Annotated in this window: 19 protein-coding genes; 10 read left to right on the top strand and 9 right to left on the bottom strand. The window is 37.4% G+C overall.

Annotation, left to right across the window (positions count from 1 at the left end; genetic code table 11):
* Positions 1–50 precede the first annotated feature (50 nt).
* Positions 51–1,259: a chromate efflux transporter gene (chrA, locus tag I9192_RS04695; protein WP_042089379.1), complete on the top strand. Its 1,209-nt coding sequence runs from the start codon at positions 51–53 to the stop codon at positions 1,257–1,259.
* A gap of 48 nt (positions 1,260–1,307) precedes the next feature.
* Here the strand turns inward: chrA and gltS are convergent, their stop codons facing one another.
* The gene (gene gltS, locus I9192_RS04690; RefSeq protein WP_004828084.1) at positions 1,308–2,543 is read right to left on the bottom strand and encodes a sodium/glutamate symporter; all 1,236 of its coding nucleotides are present in this window, start codon (positions 2,541–2,543) and stop codon (positions 1,308–1,310) included.
* Positions 2,544–3,063: 520 nt separating this feature from the next.
* A complete protein-coding gene (locus I9192_RS04685) occupies positions 3,064–4,308 on the bottom strand; it encodes a DcaP family trimeric outer membrane transporter (protein WP_004828082.1) in 1,245 nt (414 codons plus the stop codon).
* Between the two features lie 1,238 nt (positions 4,309–5,546).
* Here I9192_RS04685 and prs point away from each other — a divergent pair.
* From prs to I9192_RS04665, 4 genes are all read left to right on the top strand, one after another.
* A complete protein-coding gene (gene prs / locus I9192_RS04680) occupies positions 5,547–6,440 on the top strand; it encodes a ribose-phosphate diphosphokinase (protein ID WP_058971206.1) in 894 nt (297 codons plus the stop codon).
* Between the two features lie 46 nt (positions 6,441–6,486).
* The gene (locus tag I9192_RS04675) at positions 6,487–7,980 is read left to right on the top strand and encodes a nicotinate phosphoribosyltransferase (RefSeq protein ID WP_058971204.1); all 1,494 of its coding nucleotides are present in this window, start codon (positions 6,487–6,489) and stop codon (positions 7,978–7,980) included.
* A gap of 162 nt (positions 7,981–8,142) precedes the next feature.
* Positions 8,143–8,889 carry an ADPR responsive transcriptional repressor NtrR gene (gene ntrR / locus I9192_RS04670; protein WP_058971201.1) on the top strand — a complete coding sequence of 249 codons (747 nt, stop codon included), beginning with the start codon at positions 8,143–8,145 and terminating at the stop codon, positions 8,887–8,889.
* Entirely contained in the window at positions 8,886–9,452 is a 567-nt protein-coding gene (locus I9192_RS04665) for a hypothetical protein (protein ID WP_005030836.1), read from the top strand. The genes ntrR and I9192_RS04665 overlap by 4 nt, the downstream gene beginning before the upstream one ends.
* 24 nt (positions 9,453–9,476) lie before the next feature.
* Here the strand turns inward: I9192_RS04665 and I9192_RS04660 are convergent, their stop codons facing one another.
* Positions 9,477–10,106 carry a hypothetical protein gene (locus I9192_RS04660; protein ID WP_200150149.1) on the bottom strand — a complete coding sequence of 210 codons (630 nt, stop codon included), beginning with the start codon at positions 10,104–10,106 and terminating at the stop codon, positions 9,477–9,479.
* Between the two features lie 107 nt (positions 10,107–10,213).
* On the opposite strand from I9192_RS04660, the gene I9192_RS04655 reads away from it, so the two are divergent.
* The 3 genes from I9192_RS04655 to I9192_RS04645 all read left to right on the top strand — a co-directional run bounded on the left by I9192_RS04655 (position 10,214) and on the right by I9192_RS04645 (position 15,749).
* A complete protein-coding gene (locus tag I9192_RS04655) occupies positions 10,214–10,591 on the top strand; it encodes a VOC family protein (protein ID WP_058971195.1) in 378 nt (125 codons plus the stop codon).
* A gap of 298 nt (positions 10,592–10,889) precedes the next feature.
* On the top strand, positions 10,890–12,143 hold the full coding sequence (locus I9192_RS04650; RefSeq protein ID WP_200150148.1) for an exonuclease SbcCD subunit D: 1,254 nt from the start codon (positions 10,890–10,892) through the stop codon (positions 12,141–12,143).
* 9 nt (positions 12,144–12,152) lie between these two features.
* On the top strand, positions 12,153–15,749 hold the full coding sequence (locus tag I9192_RS04645) for an AAA family ATPase (RefSeq protein WP_200150147.1): 3,597 nt from the start codon (positions 12,153–12,155) through the stop codon (positions 15,747–15,749).
* Positions 15,750–15,792: 43 nt separating this feature from the next.
* Here I9192_RS04645 and I9192_RS04640 read toward each other — a convergent pair whose 3' ends face one another.
* The 5 genes from I9192_RS04640 to I9192_RS04620 form a co-directional block, all read right to left on the bottom strand.
* On the bottom strand, positions 15,793–16,191 hold the full coding sequence (locus I9192_RS04640; RefSeq protein ID WP_005030840.1) for a hypothetical protein: 399 nt from the start codon (positions 16,189–16,191) through the stop codon (positions 15,793–15,795).
* Positions 16,192–16,282: 91 nt separating this feature from the next.
* Positions 16,283–17,038, bottom strand: coding sequence for a hypothetical protein (locus I9192_RS04635; protein WP_005030841.1), 756 nt, complete (start codon positions 17,036–17,038; stop codon positions 16,283–16,285).
* A 229-nt stretch (positions 17,039–17,267) separates the two neighbouring features.
* Complete coding sequence (locus I9192_RS04630; RefSeq protein WP_005030842.1) at positions 17,268–18,053, bottom strand: hypothetical protein; 786 nt, start codon at positions 18,051–18,053, stop codon at positions 17,268–17,270.
* Between the two features lie 177 nt (positions 18,054–18,230).
* Positions 18,231–19,064 carry an undecaprenyl-diphosphate phosphatase gene (locus I9192_RS04625; protein ID WP_005030843.1) on the bottom strand — a complete coding sequence of 278 codons (834 nt, stop codon included), beginning with the start codon at positions 19,062–19,064 and terminating at the stop codon, positions 18,231–18,233.
* A 119-nt stretch (positions 19,065–19,183) separates the two neighbouring features.
* A complete protein-coding gene (locus tag I9192_RS04620) occupies positions 19,184–19,879 on the bottom strand; it encodes a YggS family pyridoxal phosphate-dependent enzyme (protein ID WP_005030844.1) in 696 nt (231 codons plus the stop codon).
* Positions 19,880–20,325: 446 nt separating this feature from the next.
* Here I9192_RS04620 and I9192_RS04615 point away from each other — a divergent pair, with 446 nt between their 5' ends.
* Positions 20,326–21,363 (top strand): type IV pilus twitching motility protein PilT, encoded by a 1,038-nt coding sequence (locus tag I9192_RS04615; protein ID WP_005030845.1) that lies wholly within the window; start codon positions 20,326–20,328, stop codon positions 21,361–21,363.
* Positions 21,364–21,390: 27 nt separating this feature from the next.
* Positions 21,391–22,509, top strand: coding sequence for a PilT/PilU family type 4a pilus ATPase (locus I9192_RS04610; protein WP_004828052.1), 1,119 nt, complete (start codon positions 21,391–21,393; stop codon positions 22,507–22,509).
* Between the two features lie 74 nt (positions 22,510–22,583).
* Here I9192_RS04610 and fur read toward each other — a convergent pair whose 3' ends face one another.
* Positions 22,584–23,021 carry a ferric iron uptake transcriptional regulator gene (gene fur, locus I9192_RS04605; RefSeq protein ID WP_004828050.1) on the bottom strand — a complete coding sequence of 146 codons (438 nt, stop codon included), beginning with the start codon at positions 23,019–23,021 and terminating at the stop codon, positions 22,584–22,586.
* Between the last annotated feature and the right edge of the window lie 97 nt (positions 23,022–23,118).

Raw genomic sequence — 23,118 nt, 5'->3', positions numbered from 1 at the left:
TTCTGGCTATATTATAAAAATCTTTGAGCTTAAAATAAACCTATTAAAAAATGTCAAAACTAATTGAGATCTTTTGGATTTTCTTAAAATTAGGCTGTACAAGTTTTGGTGGTCCTGCAGCACATTTGATCTTTTTTAAGCATCATTTTGTTGAAAAGAAACATTGGCTGAATGAGCAACAATATGCCCAATTACTCGCACTCACCCAATTATTACCTGGTCCGAGCAGCAGTCAAATGGGCATGGCAATAGGATACTTACACCAACGCCACTTAGGTGCAATTGTCGCTTGGCTAGGATTTACCTTGCCTTCAACACTGCTTATGTTTTTTTTGGCATATTTTGTTCAACAGCATTATAAGATTTCAGCAGCCTTATTTTCTGCAATACAGTCGATCATTCTTGCCATCATTATTTTTGCGTTTTGGCAAATGTTCAAAAGTTATTGTAGAACTAAATTACAATTTCTGTTGATGTCCCTGAGCGCCATATTACTTCTTATCTTTTCAAATGCTTGGATTCAATTTGCAATCATTTTTATCAGTGCAGTATTGGGCATCTTTATTCATAAAGTAATCTCTATTCAGCCTTCAAAATCCGTTGTTAAACACGAGACTGAACATATCTTCTTCCGATCTGTATTCGCTTTACATCATCACAGTATAAGCTGGCTGGTCATATTTATTTTAATTTTTTTCGGACTGTGGTTAGGCGCCCTTTTCTTTACATCTACAGGAGCAATGACTGCTTTTAACCTTTATAAAACGGGTGCTTTAGTTTTTGGTGGAGGGCATGTTGTACTTCCAATGTTGTATCAAGATTTTGTGCATACAGGAATGATTAGTCAGCAAAATTTTGAATTTGGCTATACCTTGGCTCAGTTTATGCCAGGTCCACTATTTACTTTTGCCAGTTATATGGGTTCATTTTTACCACTCAGCCCATTTCCACTCTTCAATGCATTGATAGCAACCTTGTTAATTTTTCTACCCTCCTTCTTCTTCATTTTTACAGCATTGCCCTATTGGTCAAAACTCATCAGCAATGTTTATATTCAAAATTCAGTCACTTTAATCAATGCCGCTGTGGTTGGATTTCTCCTCTCGATCATTGTGCCAATGGCAGAAAAGAACTTGAATCATCTACAAGACATATTCAGTACTGTGCTGATGTTATGTAGTTTAAAACTGAACATTTCGATCTTTATCAGTGTGCCTATTATTTTATTACTGCGTTATATGTGGAATACGATGGCATAAAAAAGCCAGTGTTTCACTGGCTCAATACAACATTACAAGACAATCAGATTAAGCAATAAATTTAAGAATCAATTGAATCACTGTCGCATTAATTAAATCGACAAAAAAAGCACCACATAAAGGAACGATTAAGAATGCTTTATGTGAAGGACCGTACATATTGGTAATTGCTTGCATATTGGCAACCGCTGTTGGTGTTGCGCCCATACCAAAACCACAATGACCTGCTGCTAATACGGCTGCATCGTAGTTTTTCCCCATGACTCGGAATGTCACAAATGCTGCATACAAAGCCATTGTTAATGTCTGAGCAGAGAGAATAACGACTAAAGGACCAGCTAAATCAGCCAATTGCCAAAGCTTTAATGATAATAAAGCCATTGCCAAATAAAGCGATAATGCGGCATTTCCAAAAACATCAATCGCGCGATCGAACATTTTAATGCGTAGAACACCTTCTAGTACATTACGAAGGATAACCCCTCCAGCAAGTGCCCATACAAATGTTGGTAATTCAAACCACTGCCCTTTACTATATCCTGTCATAAACTCAGCAAAAGCCAAACATGCAGCAAAAAGACCTAAAGTCGTAATTGCATTATCTGCTGTGATCAAACGAACTTGATGCGGATACTCGAATGGAACATATTCACCCAGTTCAGTCACTGCTTGCTGATTGGTTTCATCCACTTCTTTTTGTGTCTTTGGACTAGACAATTGGTAGCGGTTGATCAGCAATTTTGCCAACGGACCACCGATAATACCGCCAATAATCAAACCAAATGTCGCACTTGCCATACCCAATGCCAATGCACCTTGTATGCCATGCTGAGTTTCAAGGATTTCACCCCAAGCACCCGCAGTACCATGACCACCGGTAAGGGTAATTGATCCTGCAATCAAACCAACAAGCGGGTCTAAGCCGAGTGCAGTGGCTAAGCCCATTCCGACAAAGTCTTGAACCACGATAAATGAAGCAACACAGACAAGAAAAATGACTAAGCCCAAACCACCTTCTTTTAATTTAGCAAAATTGGCACTTAAACCAATTGATGCAAAAAATACCAACATAAAACTGGTTTGTAATTCACTGCTGGTGGTAATGCTATAGCCCCATATATTGTGTACCAACAATGACAGAATTGCGGCAACCAAACCACCTGCGACAGGCTCAGGAATATTGTATTTACGCAAAAACTCAATTTTATTAACAAGGAAGCGCCCCAATAACAATACAATGACTGCAGCAATCAAGGTATAAAAGGCATTAAAAGAAAATTCCATAATAATTATCCATGCTTAGGCTATATTTTTTGCTGTAAAGTGATGCCATTTCATCCTACTAAACTTTGTAATCACTTAAGATTAGCGGTTACTAAATCACCTGATAGACACAACAAAAAAATAAAATAAAAGGCAGATTTTCAATCTTGAAAACCTAAAGATTTTGAGAAAATAAACTAAAGATAGACTGAATTACAATGCTGCAAATATTTAGAAAAGAAAATGGTCATGATGTTACTCCTATTATTGATAAAAGATCATTTCATCAAACAATGAGAAATACAGTCCTGATAAGTCGTTCGCTCTACAGAACAGGCCAAAACATGTGATTTATCTATCCGACAGCATCAACATGTAAAAAAAAAGAGCGTCAATTATGCATTTTTTTTGATAAATGTCTAACTAAACATTAAAAAAATTTTGTTATAAAAAACTATCTTTCTTAGGCAGACTTTATTGATGCCATTAAAATAGAAAAGCCGAGGAAAAATCCTCGGCTTTTCAATCACTAATGTCTAAATTAGAAATTATATTTAGCCATTAAGCCCACACGGTTATCTTTATATGATTGACCTGCAAAAGTTTCACGCTTACCGTTGATATACTCGATACCCAAATCAATTGGTTTCGCTGGTGAGTAAATCACGTTTAACCATGCTTGTTGAACTTTCTCATTTGCAGATTGGTTCGCTTTTGCGAAATCAGTACCGTTGTCAGCAAACAATGCACCATATGCTAAAGTTGAACGCAAGTTAGGTAAAATTTTATAAGTACCACCCACTTGAACTGCAGTGAACTCATTCTGTTCAATATCACCATTTACCACAGAGTAAGCACTGTTACTACCGTATAAGTAGTTACTGTTACCTACAACATAAGAAGCATCGGCAAAAAGTTTTAAAGGATCTGCAACTTTAAAGTCTGTACCTACACCAATACCCCAGCCTGTTTTATCTTTACGGATATTGTTGTCTTTATAATTCTCCACCAAAACACGTGCAGAAGCGTTACCGTTACCACCCGCATATGATTGAGTTACTTTACCGGTTAACACAGGAAGACTGTATTTAATTGCAGTACCTGTTATGCCAGCACTATTGCCTTCTTCAGCAGCAACCAATAATTTTGTAGTCGGTGCTAGGTTATATGCATAACGAACTTGCGGAATACGTGTCGTACCACCACCTAAGTTAGTTGCAAAGTCAATCATTTCTGGCGCATGGCTAGACAAGAAGTTAGATGTTGTTTGACCAAATAACCAATTGTTATAAGTTAAGTAAGCATGACGAATACGAAGGTTTTCATTCACACCATTACCCGCAAAATCAACTTCAACTTTACCACCTACTTTTGCATCGCCTACAGGTGTGTTAAAGTCTAAACCGATACGCGTGGTTTTCGCAGTAGCACGTAATTTATCTTTCGCTTCACCCGTCGTTGCATTCACTTTGTTGAAGTCATCGTCTGCACCCTCGATGATATAGTTCGCATCACCACGTACAAAACCGTAAATGTTAATGTCAGCGCCAGATTTTGATTTCAAACCTGAAGAAGCTGATGCAGGTGCAGATTCAACTTTAGACTCGACCAGACGAACTTGCTGTTGCTGTTGTTGAAGCAATGCTTTTAATTCTTGAACTTCATTGCGTAATTGTTGAATCTCTTGGCTGTCAGTAGCAGCTTGAGCTGTATTTACCATCAAAGCAGTGACTGTTAATGCTAAGCTTTTGATAATAAATGACTTGCGGTTTGTGAATAGACTCATGAAATACTCCTAGCCTTATTTATGATGTGCATCCGTACAATTTGACCTTTTAACCCCAGAACTTTGCTAAAAAATCAATTTTTCTTGTTTTCTTCAGTAGTCTCTCAAACACCACATTAAAAAAACATTGCACATATATGCTTGCTATTAAATTATGAAAGCGTTGAAACTAAGTTAAAACCCAAAAGTAACAATTTGTGTATAATTCTTACACTGTTGTAATCTAGCCTAACTCAACCCCTTAATTAAAATCAGTTTTACCGAATAAGACTTTGATTTCAATTCTTTTTTCAGATTAACATTTCTATAATTATTATATAATCGGGGGGTTAGCGAAATCTTGACAAACGTCAGTCGCTCAATATACGACTATCGTATATAGTCTAATTGATGGAAAACCAAGCTTTATAGGGAAAATTAATAGTGACAATGACGTTCAAATTGTGGATTCAATAATTACAGGTCTTGCTTGATTATTTGAAATGTGTCGTTAAATGAGGGCTCAACGATAACAAATTCTTTCAAACACTCTTAGGGTCTGCGGACATTTCATAAATGGCTTGCGTTGTGGGTTAAAATTGAGCAGGCATGAGGAGTATACTCCGCAAGGAAATGAAGAGAATAGCGAGACTATTTTTAAATTTCATAATGTAGCCTGAGATAATTTTAACCACAACCCTGAGCAAGAACAAAGCACTGCTTTGTTTGCAGCGCAAGGCGTAGCGGGGACTAGCGTGTTTTGTGTCGCTTCGTCGTTCCCTTGCGAAACAGTGTTTCTCATCATTTAGAATGACTAAATTTCGTATTTCGCGCCTAGTATCGCCTACAAAACACACCTAGTCGCAAACATAGACGAATTGTCCACAGCCCCTAATATCTTTGCTACTTTTTACAGCCTTAAATGTTTCGCTGATCATAAAAATCATTTCAATCAAAATTTATTGTTTTCACTTTGCCTTAATCTCATTGCTCATTCCACTAACACTTCTCTGTACTTAGAAAATATAGTGCTTTTAGCCTAGTAAGCCTTCATTCAGTTGTTGTGTGAACAACGCTATTTATTAGCAAACTTCGTAAAGGATAAAAAACTATAAATAACAGAACTTTAATCCAATATAAATTATCACGATCCATTTTTAATTTGCTTTGTAATCTTTTGTAAGTGAATCTTGTTAATTAAAGTGTCTTTATGACACTATATATGTATTGGCAATAAGCCACTTTATGAGAGTCAATTCATGTCTATTCAAATTCAAGATTCAAAACAGAACCTGATTTCTGTACAAACGATCCAATTTGCGGGTGGTGAAAGACATATCCAAATTTCGGCAGAAATTTTGAATACCTTGAAAGGTACAATGCAAATTCAAGCAAAAATTACCAATAGCCAAGAGCTCATAGATTACTTATTGCTCGAAAATGTATTGCTCAATCAAGGTTTAGAAATTGATTTAGAAATCCCTTATTTCCCTTATGCACGTCAAGATCGCATTTGTGCAACTGGACAAGCTTTTTCATTAGAAGTTATGACAAAGCTGTTAAATATCAACAATGAAAAGTTTCCGCAGCAACGTAAATCCATCAAAGTCTGGGATGCTCATAGTGATGTGACAGAAAAACTTTTGCATGAAAATACACACTTTTTTGACATTGAAAATGTCCAGCCTAGTGAAATAATTTTAAAAAATGAAATGTTAGCGAAGCTTTTAACAGCAAAGAAAACTGTTTTAGTCTGCCCAGATGCAGGTGCAAAACAGCGTACAAAGACAATTGCCAATGCTGTAAATACATTTCGTGATCGTGAAATTGATGTGGTCTTTTGTGAGAAACGACGCGACCCTGTCACTGGAAAAATCCAAAATGCTCAGGTCAATGCAAAAAATTTATCAGGTAAAACCGCAGTCATTACTGACGATATCTGTGACGGCGGTGCAACGTTTATCGGCATTGCACAAGAGTTAAAAAAATTAAATTGTGAGCATGTGATTTTATACGTTACACACGGCATTTTTAGTAAGGGCTTACAAGTATTCGATGGTTTAGTCGATCAGATTTTTACTACAGACAGTTTCCCTCAAATCGAAAATCCAAAACTCAACGTTATTAAATTCAGCCGTTTCAATACATTGTAATTATCAAATTTTAACTGCCTAATTTTAATTATCTAGGAGAACAACAATGAGCTTAAAAATTAATCCACTAAATGCCATCGATTTTTATAAAGCAGATCACAGACGTCAATACCCTGCTGGTACAGAATATGTTTATGCCAATTTTACGCCACGTTCTTCGCGTTTAGCTCAAATGCTACCTGATTTTGACGATAAAATCGTGTTCTTTGGTTTACAAGGTTTTATCAAACATTTTTTAATCGAAACATGGAATGAAGGCTTTTTCCAACAAGATAAAAACAAAGTGATCGCTGCTTATAAACGTCGAATGGACAATGCCTTAGGTGAAGGGGCGATTCCAGTCGATCACATTGAAGCCTTATATGACTTAGGCTATTTACCAATTCGGATCAAAGCCTTAGCAGAAGGTAGCCGAGTCAACATGAAAGTGCCTGTACTGACTATTGTAAATACCTTACCTGAGTTCTTTTGGTTAACCAATTATTTGGAAACTGTACTCAGTGCAGAATTATGGAAAAGCTGTACTACTGCAACTATTGCATTTGAATACAAACGTTTACTTACAGCGTATGCGATCAAAACTGGCGCACCTTTAGATTTTGTTCCAGTTCAAGGACATGATTTTAGCAGTCGTGGAATGAGTGGAATCTATGATGCAACACAAAATGGTGTTGGTCACTTAACCAGTTTTATCGGTACAGATGCCGTCTCAGCGATTGATTATGCCGAAGAATATTACAATGCAGACGGTATTGTGGGAGTTTCAGTTCCTGCTACTGAACACAGTGTAATGTGTATGGGCAGTGAAGATAATGAAATTGAAACATTCAAACGTTTGATCACTGAACTTTATCCATCTGGCGTAGTCAGTATTGTGTCAGATACTTGGGACTTTTGGCGAGTCATTACAGAATTCACTGTTGAGTTAAAAGATGAAATTCTTGCTCGCCAGCCTAATGCTCTGGGTCTTGCCAAACTGGTTTTCCGACCTGACTCTGGAGATCCTGTAAAAATCATATGTGGTGATCCTGAAGCACAAGTTGGCAGCCCTGCCTATAAAGGTGCTGTGGAATGTTTATGGGAAATCTTCGGGGGGACTAAAACAGACCGAGGTTATAAAGTGCTCAATGAACGTGTTGGCTTGATTTATGGTGATTCGATCACATTGGAACGCGCTTTAAAAATTCTGCAAGGATTAGAAGCCAAAGGTTTTGCTTCAAATAATCTTGTGTTTGGAATTGGGAGTTATACCTATAACTATTTAACCCGTGATACTTTTGGCTTTGCAGTGAAAGCAACATGGGGACAAGTGAATGGTGTTCCACGTGAATTGTTTAAAGATCCTGCGACTGATTCTGGAACTAAAAAGTCGGCTAAAGGGCTACTTCGTGTAGAAAAATCTGAAACGGGCTTTGTATTGTTCGATCAACAATCCGCAGAGCAAGAACAACAAGGTGAGTTAGATACGGTGTTTGAGAATGGTCAATTGATTCAAGAATGCTCATTGAATGAAATTCGTGAGCGTTTACAGCATATATAAGCGAATTTGGTATAGAAGTTCTATTTTCTGTGGGGCTTCTACATATTTATCCTAAAATGAACGCTATCATCTTATTCAAAAAATTTTCTACTTGGAGAATCTCGATCCCCCTGTAATAATCAAAGATAATCCATGACATTAATAAATTAAGCGAGCCTTATTGTGACTTTAAACGCTGAACAGGAATTTCTGTCGAGTTATAATAAAAAAGACTTTGATGCTCCCCTTTTCACAGTCGATATGGCTATTTTTTCTGTGGATGCTGGGCAGCTACAAGTTTTATTGATTAAGCGCTCCAATTTTCCACAAAAAGATAAATGGGCACTGCCAGGTGGTTTTGTTGATTTAACCCAAGATGCAGATTTAATGGCTTCTGCGCATCGTAAATTGGTTGAAAAAACGGGGCTTCAGTCTCCCCATTTGGAACAAGTGGCAACGGTGGGCAATGCAACGCGTGATCCTCGGGGTTGGGCAGTCACCGCCTTGTATTTTGCGCTCATTGATTTCAAAGAATTTCAGCAAGTCGCTACCGAACAAACTGAACATAGTGAATGGGTTTCAATCTCGGAAGCAAAAAATCGAGATTTGGCATTTGATCATTTACAGCTTTTGGAAATGGCGATTGATCGTTTAAGCCGTAAAGCGCGCTATACCGCTTTACCAGTCAGTTTGATGCCAAAACTATTTACGTTAACTGAATTACAGCAGATTTATGAAATTATTTTGGGTCAAAGCTTAGAGAAGAAGTCGTTTAGACGTCGTATGATCGAAGCAGGTGCAGTTGAAGAAACAAATCAATCGAAAATTGCAGGTAAACGTCCTGCGCAACTGTATAAATATGCTTTCGAGAGCTATGATTTCCATTTTCCAAGAATTTTGGAATATCCACGTGACTTAAATCCGTCATGACTGAGATAAGATTAGTTCAAGCTTTTCCTCAAGAACTATTCGATGATGTTATATTGGTGGCTCAATATCTTGAAAATCAGAAAATCCAACTTCATGACAATACTCAATGTGAAGTGATCATTCATCAAGCTTTGATCAAGATACCTGCCAGAATCTATATCAACGCTGTACAATCTGTTGAGTTTCAAAACTTTCCATTGATACAACGTCAAATTCTATGGTGTATTTTCACGCGCCATCATGATGGTTTTGTTCGGCAAAAAGCGCTTGAAAAACTACTTCAGCAAAATCTTGAATATTTTATGACGCCATTTATCTTTCAATTGCTAGGAGAATATGTGGCTGAAATTTTGAAAATCATTGAGCCACATCTCAATGAAAATAATCAAAACAAATGGAGTGATTTTATCTTAGAAAATTGTCAGTATTTTCAAACTACACAAAGCAGAATCGTCAGTTATTGGAATGAGTACTATCGGTCAAGCTATCCTGATTTTAAAAACTATATTGGTCATCAAATTTTAACCAAATTCAAAAAATATGAGGAATCACGCTTTAAATGAAATGCGTAATTTAAGTTTGATTTATTAGTTACCAAAAACAATCACATAGGTTCCAATCTGTATTTTTTCTTCTAAGCAGCATGCCAGATGCTCTAAAAAATTCATTATTTTTATATCTTCAAAAGACAAATCCCTAAGGTCTGAAACAATTTTCTCTACTGCATTGTAATCAAAATAATTATCGGAACAAGGATCAAAACTATCCTCGAATTCATTTGTCAGCGGGCTAGACAACGGAAATAAAGACCTAAATATTTCAATCACATAAGCAAAATCATCCTGTGGAATAAAATAAGTTCTATTGTTTTTATCTTGTACTCGCTCTAAGTTTTCATCTTCTGCCCAAATCAAAAAGCCGACTTTATCAACATATTTGGGATTTTCCGCTATCGTCAACTTGATTGGACGTTGATTAAATTGATCAATCTTTTCAATAATTTTTTCAATATTCTGCTGATAAACAGGATTTATATAATATGTATGAGCAAGCGTTTGGTCGCATCCTGTCGCTAAACAAATTTTATTGAGATTATTTTGATGAAACTGAGTAAGCGATTGTTCAATATCGTCATTATTTTGTTTTAATAATGACAATGCTTCTGTCAATGAAACATTTATTTTTGCTCGTAATATCTTGAGCTTTTCATTATTCATAACGTACTCTTGTATTTATTCCTGATTCCATTTTCAATATTTATACATCGTCACTGCCTAAATTATCTTATGTTAATTATACAATTAAATATCGATGGACAATAATAATGAACACCCTATGCTATTTTGAAATTCAGTCTTCAAACCCGGAACGTGAAATGAAGTTTTATCATGAGGTCTTTGGTTGGAAGTTTAACAAAGTCGAAGGTTTACCGATCCAATATTTTCAAATTGAGACAGTAACATTACATGGAGGTTTATTAGAAAGACCAGCGCAAACACCACCGACACATTGTGGAACCAATGCCTTTACCTGCTCTTTTGAAGTTGAAGATTTTGATCAAACGGCTGAAAAAATTTTAGCCTTAGGTGGGCGCATCGCCATGGAAAAATTTGCCATCCCTAACAAATGTTGGCAAGGCTACTTTTTAGATGCAGACCATAATACCTTTGGTTTGGTTCAAGTTGATCCAAATGCACAATGATTTTAAGAAATGAAACAAATAACTACACCAAACTCAGATTGATTTAAATGATGAGTTTAGAGAATTGATATTCTAGAGTGTTGGTTTTTAACAGCTTAACCAGACGAGTGATTGAGTGAAATACAGTTTGGCTTTTTTTCTGCTTAGTCAGCCATCCTGACCTTTTACTCAATCACTCACTTTAAACCGAAGCAATCAAAAAAGTAGTCTATTCAATCACCACAAAAGAACTTCTTATCTGATTCATCCGTGAATTTATGCTACCTTATTTTACAACGCATTAAGATCACACACGCACATGACTGTACGCTTCCTTCATACTTCAGACTGGCATCTGGGACAATTCTTTTATAACCACTCGCGCCAGTATGAACATGAACAGTTTTTAGCGTGGTTATTGCTGCAAATTCAAGAGAAACAGCCGAATGCTTTACTGATCGCAGGTGATATTTTTGATGTGATTAACCCTGCTTCATCGGCTCAAAAACAATTATATCAATTTCTTGCAGATGCACATGAGATTGCACCACATATGCAAACACTGATGATTGCAGGAAATCATGACTCAGGTTACCGTATCGAACAAGTAGAACCGTTACTTGAGAAATATCATGCCAAATCTGTTGGGGTGATTCATAAAAATAGTGAAGGTCAAATTGACTTAGATCGTTTACTGATTCCTATCTATGATCCGCAACGTCATATTATTGCTTGGTGTCTAAGTTTGCCCTTTTTACGTCCTGCTGAAATTACTGGATTTAATGAACAGACTCATAATAGTCAAAACGCAATTGCCTATTTACATCAACAGTTGATTGCAGAAGCTCGTAAGAGAAAAACGGCTGATCAAGCACTGATTTTAATGTCGCATGCGCATATGCAAGGTGGGGAAACTTCCGATTCTGAGCGCCCAATTATTGTAGGGAATGAAGAAGCTCTTTCAACGACGTTGTTTGAAGATATTCTTGACTATGTGGCACTTGGACATTTACACAAACCACAAAAAGTTGCACAAGCACATATTCGTTATAGTGGTTCGCCCATTCCACTGTCGTTTAGCGAAATCCACTACAAACATCAAATTGTAGACGTAAAAATTGATCCATCCAAAACAGATGAATCCCGCTTTGAGTTTGAAAGTATCTATATTCCACGGAGTATACAGCTCCATAAAATCAAAGGAGAATTGAGCGTTGTTTTTGCTCAGTTACATGCTTTACCAAGTGGAGAAATTGACAATATTGATCATCGTGAATATGTCGATATTGAATATCATACGGATGTTCCCCCTCCGCTCAATTTACGCCAACAATTTGAAGAAGCCTTACCCAAAGATAGATACCGTTTGGTTCGTATTTCAAGACAATACTTAAGCACAGAAAAAAATGGGGATACACCGAGTACAATCCATCTCGAACCGCCTACGCCAGAAAAGCTTTTTCAACAGCTCTGGGAAAAAAATGGTTATGCCAGTGATGATGCTGTTTTAAAAGACTTTTTAAATTTGCTGCAAGAAGCTGAGAAGTCACTCGAAAATGAACCTGAAGCATAGGAGTTTGCTGTGAAAATTTTATCGATACGACTCAAAAATCTAGCTTCGTTGTCTGGTGAACATTTTATTGATTTTGAATCTGAACCATTGGCTTCAGCTGGTTTAGTCGCAATTGTTGGGAAAACTGGGGCTGGAAAGTCTACTATTCTAGATGCGATGTGTCTTGCCTTGTTTAATAAAATCCCACGTTTAAAAGACAGTGATGGTAAGTTACAAGATGTGGATGGTTCAGAACTTTTAACCAACTCCCCACTGACTGTACTGCGTCGAGGTACCGCGCATGGCTTTGCAGAGCTTTGTTTTGTTGCACAAGATCAAAAACATTATCTGGCTCGATGGGAGCTAAAACGTTCACGTGAAAAAGCAGATGGAAAACTGCAAAGTGTACAACGTTATTTAAAATGTCTGACCGATGGAACAGTGATAGCGGATAAAGCCAAAGCTGTAGACAACAGTATTTATAAAATTACTCAATTGAGTTTCGAACAATTTACCCGTGCTGTACTTTTGGCACAATCTGAAGTCACAGCATTTTTAAAAGCACGTGATAATGAACGTGGAGAGTTACTCGAGTATTTAACCAATTCAGCAATTTTTGGAAAAATTGGTCAATTGGCATATGAAAAAACCAAATTGGTGGCTTCAAAACGTAAGGAACTTGAAAACCTCCTCGGTCATATAGAACTGTTATCTGATGAAGATTTGGCTGAACTGTCGACTCAATTTCAACATATTGAAAACACCTATCAAAAATTACAATCAGAAAAAATCCAGCTTGAAAAACAACAGCTTTGGTTTGAACGTAAACAAAAATTAGATCAAGAGATTATTCTGAAACAGCAATTTTTAGATGCCCAACTCAAAGTACAACACGACTTACGACCTGAACGTGAATGTTTAATTCGTTTAGAAAAATTTTCGAGTATTCGCTCAAGTGTTTTTCAACAGCAACAGCTGAATAAAAATGAACAACAACTGACACCACAATTGCAAAAGCAACAACAACAGTTTGATCAGTTAAAGCTACAGTTTGAGCAGCAAAAGCAAAACTTCACTCAAGCTGAAACGGCTTTAAATGATATACAAAGTTTTGAAAACGCACATTTTGATGCTTTAAAAGAAGTACGTAAATGTATCCAAGAACGTGATTTTATTGGTACAGAATTTAAAAAAATTCAATCCAAACTCAATGAATTGGAACAATCAAAACATCCCTTATTAAGCCAGCAACAGGAAGTTGAACAACATATTCAACGCCTTAGCCAACAACAGCTAAATTTAAGTCAAAAACTTGTCGAGACACAACAATTTTCAAGTCTGGATAAAGGCTTGACAGCGCATATACAACAACTCAGTCAATTTATTCAACACTATCCAAGCATCGAAAATCAACTCGGTAATTTAAGCCAAGCTGAAGATAAACTCAGACAGCAAAACGCCCAATTACAGGCTTTAATTGATCAATCAGGTACGATCGAAAAGCTAGAAACATGGCTTGAACAAACCCGCCAACAACGTGAAACGACACTTTACCAACTCAATCAATTTGACATCATCCAGCAAAAATTACAGCAATTTTTTGAATTACAGTCAGAGTCTCAACAACTTATTGCTCAAATTCATCAAGGTCATACACAATTTCAACAACTAGAAAAAGCCACAGTTCAAGCTGAACAAGATTATCACAACGCAAAACAGGCTCGAACCAAGCTACAGGATATACTTCAACAACAACGCTTATTGCATACAGAAAATGTCGAGAATTTAAGAGCAGCACTTAAAGATGATCAACCATGTATCGTCTGTGGAAGTACCACCCATCCCTATAAAATGGATGATTCCATTGTTTCCAAAGCCTTGTTTGAACTACAACAGCAACAAGAACAGCAAGCTCTGCTTCAAGAGCAAGATACTTTTAACATTTGGCAGCTTAGTCAGCAGAATTTAACCCAATTCAATGCAGAGCAAGAACAACTAAAAACCTCGCAAAAAAGACTGGTTGAACGAATCGCAGTCACTCAACAGACTTGTGCTGAACAAATTGCTTCTGCAAGAATTAAGCTTGATCTCACTCAAACACAAGCTGAAATCATGTTACAGTTAGGTCAATTTACCCAACAATCTCAACAGCAGATTGAGCAAATCGACCAACAGTCCAAACAATCGATTCAAACGATAAAAACCCAACAACAATTGTTGCAGAGTACTCAGCACACATCACATTTATTACAACAAGCCAAAAACCTTCAGCACCAAATTCAGCATATCGTTTCATGTTTGTCTGAGCAGGAACAACACATGTGGCAACAGCAGACAGTCACCACCGCAGAAAATGTTTGTATCCGTTTAAAACAACGTGCGCAACAACTTGATCAACAAGAACAGCACAGTAAGCAATTAGATTTATACGCCCAACAACAACACAGTATTCAACTCAACCTAGACAATATCTCCAAGCAAATTGCTGATACTGCTCAAAGCTTAGCGGAGATTAAACTTAAAGGATTACAAAATACAGAAACTGCAAATCAATTAATTTTCAGCATGACGGGATTAAATGAAGTGAAGCCGAATGAATGGCTAGCTCAGCATGATCTGAAACGCCAGCAAAGCCAACAACATTATCAACAACTCAAACAAAACTTTGAGCAATTGCGTAATCAATTTGAACAAGAAAAGAGCCAGCTTGAACAGCTCAAAGCTCAGCTCACCCAAAATCTAAATCATCTCAATCAAGTGCAGTTTGAAATCCAACAATGGTTAACAGAACATCCAGATTTTCAATTAGAAGATTTAAGCAACTTGGCGCAAATTACACCACCACAAGAACAGCAAATTCGAAAGCAATTACAGCAAGCTGAACGCACATTGAATGAAGCCCATTCAGCACTGAAAACCATTCAGGAACAACTCTCAGAACATCTAACGCTTCAACCAGAAATAGTGAGCAATGAATTACAACAATTGATGATAAGAAATAGTGAAGCGCTAAACACGCAAATTGAAATTCGAGATCAACTCAAACTCAAACTCGAATTACATCAGCAGAATGTCATGAAGCAAAAACAGTTTGCAGATCAAATTCACAACGTCCAGCAAGAAGAACATCGTTGGGGGAAAATTTCAGGTTTGATGGGGGATGCAACAGGTAAAAAATTTAGAGATTATGCGCAACAGTATAATTTGGATATTTTACTTGAACATGCCAATCTGCAATTGGCGATGCTGTCTCAACGCTATACGCTTAAACGTCTCGAAAACTCTCTAAGTCTCGCCATTATTGATCATGATATGGATGGTGAAACTCGATCTGTTGCTTCACTGTCGGGTGGCGAGTCATTCTTAACAGCACTAGCGCTCTCTCTAGCAATTGCCAATATGGCTTCAGGTTCAATGAAAATTGAATCCTTATTTATTGATGAAGGTTTTGGAACACTGGATGCTTCATCATTACATATGGTAATGAATGCTTTGGATCAACTGCAAAATCAAGGGCGTAAAATTGTACTAATTTCACATATACAGGAAATGCATGAACGCATCCCTGTACAAATTCAAGTCCGAGCTTTAGGTGCAGGTGCCAGTACGATAGAAGTAGTCAGTTAAAAAAAGGAGGATATTAACCCTCCTCGAACTGGACTTAACGTATTCAGTGATTTGCTAAATATTCTTTTTTAGCTTGATCACAAATTTCTTTTTTATCACTCAAGCCTTGGGTTGCTGTTTCGAGGGTTTCATCAAAGGTGGTATCAAACTGTTTGTAATCTCGGTCATACTGTACTTTATATTTTTGATTATTTTTTAATACAGCGATTGAACTCTGAATGGCGACACACATTGGATAAAGTTCCTTCCGATCCTGTGTTTGAGTTGCACGATCAGTAATTTCTTCGATTTTTCCCAAAATCGTATCAAAGTTCTTTTGAAATTTTTCATAACTCGGTTGAGTTGCAATAAGGGATTTATATTGATCTTCGATTGGATTGGCAAATGATTGTATGGAAGCCATGCCCAGTAAAGTGATCACACAAACTTTAACTAATTTCATTATATATTGACTCTTTTGTTTATTAATGGGTTCAAGTGTTTAAAAGCATAGGCTGTTTTCACGAATGCCCTATGCTCGTTGAAAAGATAATTTATCGATCTGCTGGAAATGCATTGGGTGGCGGCGCATATTTATTTACAGGTTTCGCCTTTTCTTCTGGTGCTTCTAACTCATACACTACAGTACCGATTACACCTGTATTTTGAATAGAGCCTTGATCAGAATTAGCAGCATAAGCATCTTTAGGCTTACTAAACGTAAAAGATGCTACAGCAGAATCACTCTTACGGAAACCTTCGATTTTCAAGGTGTCATGCGCATGCAATACATAACCTGCATTGCTCCGAGAAGCTTCACTGCCATTAATTACATCAATACCATCAACACTGGCAACAATTTCAAAGGTCTTACCCGTATTATTTTCATACTGTAATTGATAACTTTGCCCTTCACGCCCTGACAAATAATATTTTTGCCCCACACGATACATGGGAATGAACTGACCATGATCATCGACCACAGAAAAACTAATTTTTCCTGCCGCGATTGAAATAGAATTCACTGATTTTCCTTGATAGTTTTTATCAGCATATTGCAAAATTGTTTCAGCCAATGACGTTTCAGATTTACGTTTTAACTGCACTTCTGTGACCTTGGAATCAATTTCATCACCCCACTTCGTACCCAGTTTTTCATCAGCAGAGACTTGGTTATTGGCAGCTTCAGCAGCAGCATCGGTACTGGTCGTTTCAGCCGATGAGTTGGATGAACTTTCATCTGTTTTTTTCGCACAAGCAGCAAGAAAAATACACAGCAAAAGGCAGAGAAATATATTTATATTTTTCATTATCAAACCTATTTTAAAGTAATAAGTTACATTCCAATCATTATAATGCCTTGTATTTATTCAATAACATTGAACAATTAGAAAGATGTTTCAGTTAGATTATTATCAGCCATATCATAACTGAGCAATGTTTGATGTACTATTTTTTAATTATTGCAATTGTGTAACATTATAACATCCTAGAGCATTCTAGGATGTTAAAACCTATAGTTTGCCTAAACTCAATCACTTAATCTGCTGGAAAAGCATTAGGAGCAGGAGCATAGCCATCCTTTGAATTTTTAGCAGGCTGATATTGAGGTGCTTTTAATTCATACACCACTGTTCCAATCACACCGGTATTTTGAATAGATCCATTTGCAGAATTAGCAGCATATGCATCTTTAGGGCGACTAAAAGTAAATGAAGCGACTGAAGAATTACTCTTTCTAAATCCTTCAATTGCAAATGAACTGTATGGTCGTAACACATAACCACTATTTGAACGTGAAGCTCGGCTACCATCTAAAACATCTAAACCATCCACACTCGCGACAATTTCAAATGTTTGATTGCTGGTATTTGAATAGCGAAGTTGATAGCTTTGCCCATCTATGGCTGAAAGGTAATAATTTTGTCCATCACGGTAAAGTGGTAAAATTCGACCACGATCATCTACAACAGAAAAACTCACTTTGCCAGCTGCCAGAGAAATGCTATTAATATTACGTCCCGAAAATTGCTTATTGGCATAACGAATTTGAGTTTCATCAATTGGACGATTGCTTAAGCGTTTTAAATCCACTTGGGTCACATAAGAATTTAGATCATCACCCCATTTTGTCCCCAAACGTTCTTCTGATCGCACTTGATTTTGTTTGGATGTTGTACTTGCAGGTCTAGGCGCCGGTTTGGCTGAAGGTGCTGGTTCTGTCTCTAAACTTATGGCATCGTTTGATGGCGAATACTTTGTTGTACTGCAGGCGCTGATTAAAACACAAAGACACAACCACAATAACATTTTGGATTTATTCATATTCTATTTCCAGTTTCTAAATTTTATTTCACTAAGTATAGTCAACTTAACAAGTGCTGTGCATCGAAAATTGTAGAATATATTTTAAAGTCCCTGTTCAACGATTCAAGACAAATACTTCGATATATTTGTCCTGAATACTTATTTTTTAGTGTGAGTATAATCCTCGCGCAGCGCTTAACTCAGTGCTAAAACTACACCTGCAAAGCCAATACAATAAAAACCGAACAGCTGCCAACGTCCATGTTCTAGCCAGCTAGATAACCACTTTAAAGCAGCAAGACCTGCAATAAAGCTAAATACCATTCCCAATACACTCGGAAAAAGGAGTTGGCTTAAATGCATATGTTGAAAATTCTCCGCATGCATAAGACGATAAAACTCTTTAACAATCACAGCAGGTGTGAGCACTACAGCCAACGCAAAACTAAACTCTTCCGCTTTTTGGCGAGCAACACCTAAAAATAATCCTGTTGAAATGGTGGCACCAGAACGTGAAAAACCTCGAAATGGTAGACATAAAGCTTGTATCGCACCAATCCATGCCGCACTTTTCAAGCTGATTTCACCAGTTTGTCCACGATCTAATCGCGCAGATAAAATAATCAATATCCCTGCTGAGACTAATGCAGCAGCCATTAATTTTGAATTACTAAATAACTGTTCTATTTCAAAGTGATTTGCTCCTGCAAAAAACACATGTTTAATCAAGGCTTGTAGGGTTAATCCAAGTATGCCGGTAATGGCTGTGGCAAGAATAATAAAACCTGCTTGTTTCTTAAAATTAGTGATGGATGAAAAATATGTCTTACGCCAAGATGCCCAGAAATAAACAATGACGGCAAACATTGTACCTGTATGTAGCATGACCAAGAGAAAAGTCATATCCGGTGCAGAAGGATCAAAGCCCATTAATTTTTCAGCCAAAATGACATGGGCAGAACTGGATACAGGAAGCAACTCTGCCAAGCCTTGAATAATGGCAAGAATAAGCACATGAAAAATAGTCATCAATGCTCTCAGGTTTAAAATGATGTTTGCCTTATACGTTTACAGCATTAAAACTAAATTAAAATAAACTTAAACCACAACAAACGCAGTACTCCACTTCAAGCATAGGGCTAAAAATGCTATTCGTTTTTAGTGGAATAATCTCGTGCACCAAATAATGCTGTACCAATCCGAACCATCGTTGAGCCTGCAGCAATTGCTTCTACCAGATCTCCTGACATTCCCATACTCAGGGTATCCCAATCTTCAGGACGAACATGGAACACTTTAACTTGGTCAAATAACTGCTTGGCATCTTGAAATGCTTCAGTGTGATGTGGTGCAGGAATCACCATCAGCCCTCTTAACCTTAAATGCGGCAACAGGCTGATTTGCTTGACCAATTCAACAACTTCGTCAGGCTGACAGCCATCTTTGCTGTCTTGTGCATCAATATTCACTTGTAAACAGATATTTAAAGGGTCTTGAGTTACATCTCTTTGTTTCGATAAACGTTCAGCAATTATAAAACGATCTACGCCATGCACCCATGCAAACTTTTCGGCAAGATGCTTGGTTTTATTGCGTTGTACATGACCGATAAAATGCCACTCAATATCCAAATCTTTTAAATCTTCAATTTTATCCAAGGCTTCTTGTAAATAATTTTCCCCAAACGAGCGTTGCCCTGTGCTGTACATTTCTCGTAATAATGGACTTGGATGTGTTTTAGAAACCGCCAATAACTGGACCTGTCCCAGATCTCGATTTGCAGCCAAGCAGGCATCCTGAATTTGTGCTAATACATGATTTCGAGCTTGATTTAGATCATTCATTGACGGGGTTCTCATTTCATAAAAATTTCAGCTTCCAAGCAATTAAATTGTTGGTTATGCTGAGTGAAAAGCCTTATTATTCTACAAAATAATCAGGGTATGTTGATTGTTCATCAATGGCTTGTACGTGGCAGGCAAAAATTAAACAAACCATGAGTGAAATATAAAGAATAGCAAAACTATTTTAAAATTTCATAACGCAGTTTGAAATAATTTTAGCCATAACTATTGCACGAACAAAGCATTACTTTGTTCTTAATGTATGACAAAACGAGAAACCGAGGTGTTTTTTTACTGCTAAAACGTTACTTTGCGAAATATGGTTTCTCATCATTTAGAATAACGCCATTTCGTAGTTTCTGCAGAAGAACCAAAAACACTGAGATCGTCAGCAACATAGATGAACGCTCTTTACCCTAGGCTAAGAGATTTTATTCGGGGACATTATGGATATTACAGAATTATTGGCGTTTTCCGTTAAAAATGGTGCGTCTGACTTACACCTTTCAGCGGGTATGCCACCGATGATTCGTGTTGATGGTGAAGTCCGCCGTATCAATTTACCAGCATTGGAACATAAAGAAGTTCATAGACTGGTCTATGACATCATGAATGACAAACAACGTCGAGATTTTGAAGAACAATTAGAGACTGACTTCTCTTTTGAAGTTCCAGGCGTTGCCCGTTTCCGTGTTAACGCATTTAACCAAAACCGTGGTGCAGGTGCGGTATTCCGTACCATTCCATCCAAAGTCCTGACTATGGAGGATCTTGGTTTAGGACAAATCTTTAAAGACCTTTGTGACTTACCACGTGGTTTAATTTTGGTTACAGGTCCAACAGGTTCTGGTAAATCAACCACTTTGGCTTCGATGATTGACTTCATCAATGACAATCGTTATGACCATATTTTAACTGTCGAAGATCCAATCGAATTTGTACACCAATCTAAAAAGTGCTTGATCAACCAACGTGAAGTGCACCGTGATACACATGGCTTTAACGAGGCGCTACGTTCTGCACTGCGTGAAGATCCAGACATTATCCTTGTCGGTGAGATGCGTGACCTTGAAACTATCCGCCTTGCACTTACCGCAGCAGAAACAGGTCACTTGGTCTTTGGTACGCTGCATACCACTTCCGCAGCGAAGACCATTGACCGTGTGATTGATGTATTCCCTGCCGAAGAAAAAGACATGGTGCGTGCCATGCTTTCTGAATCACTACAAGCTGTTATTTCTCAAACCCTTTTAAAGAAAAATGGGGGTGGACGTGTTGCTGCACATGAAATCATGATCGGTATTCCTGCCATTCGTAACCTGATTCGTGAAAACAAAGTTGCACAGATGTATTCAGCAATTCAGACTGGTGCAAACTATGGTATGACCACCCTAGATCAAAGCTTAAAAGCGCTGGTTGCCAAAGGTGTAATTAGTCCTCAAGTTGCGCGAAATGTCGCAAAACAACCAGAATCATTTCTATAAATAAGATGGAAGATTGAGGCTTAAAAGATGGACTTTAATGACTTGCTCAATATGATGATTGAGCAGAAAGCATCCGACTTGTTTATTACCGCAGATGTAGAACCATCAATGAAAATTAATGGTCAAATCGTCCCTGTGGTAAAAACCAAGTTAAACGGCGAAATCATCATGCAATTACTCAACTCAATCATGAGTGAGAAGCAACGCAAAGAATTTGCAGATACGCGCGAATGTAACTTTGCCATTACCAACAGAGATAAAACTGCCCGTTTCCGTGTCAGCGCTTTTCAACAACGTGATATGCCAGGTATGGTTTTGCGTCGTATCGAAACTAAAATTCCAACGATGGAAGAGTTAAAACTTCCACCTATACTCAAAGATCTTGCCATGACAAAACGTGGCATCATTATCTTTGTTGGTGCGACAGGTACCGGTAAATCCACATCTCTTGCATCGATTATTGGCTATCGCAATCAGAACTCAAAAGGTCATATCATCACCATTGAAGATCCGATTGAATTTGTTCACGAACATGCTGGCTGTATCATCACCCAACGTGAAGTTGGTATTGATACTGACTCTTTTGAAATTGCCTTGAAGAACACCTTGCGTCAAGCACCTGATGTTATTCTGATTGGTGAGATTCGTTCCCGTGAAACCATGGATTATGCGATTGCCTTTGCAGAAACTGGACATCTGGTCTTTGCGACACTACATGCCAACAATGCCAACCAAGCCATTGACCGCATTATTCACTTCTTTGAATCTGACCGTCATAGCCAATTGTTTATGGACTTATCTCTTAACCTTAAAGCTATGGTCGCACAGCAATTAATTCCAACACCAGATGGTAACTCGCGTCGTGCAGCGATTGAGATTCTGATCAACTCACCACTCGTTTCAGATCTCATCCGTAAAGGTGATGTACATGAAATCAAAGATTTGATGAAACGTTCACGCGAATTGGGTATGCAAACTTTTGACCAAGCCTTGTTTGACCTTTATAAAGCTGGTCAGATTACCTACAAAGATGCGTTGAAACATGCAGACTCACCAAATGATTTACGTCTACAAATCAAATTGGATGAAGAAGGTGGCGCGCAGTTATTGAATGCCAACAGCAAATTGACTTTTGATGGGCAATAAAGCAACACAAAATCTTTAAAAATGAAAAGGGAGCTTCTAAAAGCTCCCTTTTCATTTGTTGTATTTATGTGATTTTAACGCTTACGATAAGCTTCCTGACATTCAGGCTCATCACAATAACCATATAGATTTAGAGAATGACCAGTTAACTGGAAACCATGCTTCTCAGCAACTGTATGTTGTTCATGCTCAATGATATCATTAGTAAATTCAACGACTTTATTACAATTTTGGCAAACCAAATGATCATGATGATCTTCTTGCATAATTTCGAAAACAGAATGATTGTTTTCAAAATGATGACGCTGAATAATTCCAGCAGCCTCAAATTGTGTTAACACACGATATACGGTCGCTAGACCAACATCTTCACCTTGTTCGAGTAATGTTTTATAAATGTCTTCCGCGCTCAAGTGGTGTTGTCTTGAATTTTCTAATAATTCCAAAATCTTGATTCGTGGTAGGGTAACTTTAAGTCCAGCTTTGCGTAAATCTTGATTTGAAATAGGCATATAAAAAGGTCTCTCAACAAATTTTAAGTTGGAATATGCAACAGAGTTGAGATGCAGTATGATCTATCCTTGGATCAATTGCATCATAATTAATTTG

Source organism: Acinetobacter bereziniae, assembly GCF_016576965.1.
GTDB lineage: Bacteria > Pseudomonadota > Gammaproteobacteria > Pseudomonadales > Moraxellaceae > Acinetobacter > Acinetobacter bereziniae.
The sequence above is the reverse complement of the archived record's forward strand: the minus strand, read 5'-3'. Positions and strand labels throughout refer to the sequence as shown.

Excerpts from the sequence above, each read along its gene's own strand:
- fur (WP_004828050.1), bottom strand. The coding sequence starts at position 23,021 with ATGCCTATTTCAAATCAAGATTTACGCAAAGCTGGACTTAAAGTTACC.
- chrA (WP_042089379.1), top strand. The coding sequence starts at position 51 with ATGTCAAAACTAATTGAGATCTTTTGGATTTTCTTAAAATTAGGCTGT.
- I9192_RS04620 (WP_005030844.1), bottom strand. The coding sequence starts at position 19,879 with ATGAATGATCTAAATCAAGCTCGAAATCATGTATTAGCACAAATTCAG.
- gltS (WP_004828084.1), bottom strand. The coding sequence starts at position 2,543 with ATGGAATTTTCTTTTAATGCCTTTTATACCTTGATTGCTGCAGTCATT.
- I9192_RS04630 (WP_005030842.1), bottom strand. The coding sequence starts at position 18,053 with ATGAATAAATCCAAAATGTTATTGTGGTTGTGTCTTTGTGTTTTAATC.
- I9192_RS04625 (WP_005030843.1), bottom strand. The coding sequence starts at position 19,064 with ATGACTATTTTTCATGTGCTTATTCTTGCCATTATTCAAGGCTTGGCA.
- I9192_RS04610 (WP_004828052.1), top strand. The coding sequence starts at position 21,391 with ATGGACTTTAATGACTTGCTCAATATGATGATTGAGCAGAAAGCATCC.
- I9192_RS04660 (WP_200150149.1), bottom strand. The coding sequence starts at position 10,106 with ATGAATAATGAAAAGCTCAAGATATTACGAGCAAAAATAAATGTTTCA.
- I9192_RS04635 (WP_005030841.1), bottom strand. The coding sequence starts at position 17,038 with ATGAAAAATATAAATATATTTCTCTGCCTTTTGCTGTGTATTTTTCTT.
- I9192_RS04675 (WP_058971204.1), top strand. The coding sequence starts at position 6,487 with ATGAGCTTAAAAATTAATCCACTAAATGCCATCGATTTTTATAAAGCA.
- I9192_RS04615 (WP_005030845.1), top strand. The coding sequence starts at position 20,326 with ATGGATATTACAGAATTATTGGCGTTTTCCGTTAAAAATGGTGCGTCT.
- I9192_RS04640 (WP_005030840.1), bottom strand. The coding sequence starts at position 16,191 with ATGAAATTAGTTAAAGTTTGTGTGATCACTTTACTGGGCATGGCTTCC.
- I9192_RS04655 (WP_058971195.1), top strand. The coding sequence starts at position 10,214 with ATGAACACCCTATGCTATTTTGAAATTCAGTCTTCAAACCCGGAACGT.
- I9192_RS04650 (WP_200150148.1), top strand. The coding sequence starts at position 10,890 with ATGACTGTACGCTTCCTTCATACTTCAGACTGGCATCTGGGACAATTC.
- I9192_RS04665 (WP_005030836.1), top strand. The coding sequence starts at position 8,886 with ATGACTGAGATAAGATTAGTTCAAGCTTTTCCTCAAGAACTATTCGAT.
- prs (WP_058971206.1), top strand. The coding sequence starts at position 5,547 with ATGTCTATTCAAATTCAAGATTCAAAACAGAACCTGATTTCTGTACAA.
- I9192_RS04685 (WP_004828082.1), bottom strand. The coding sequence starts at position 4,308 with ATGAGTCTATTCACAAACCGCAAGTCATTTATTATCAAAAGCTTAGCA.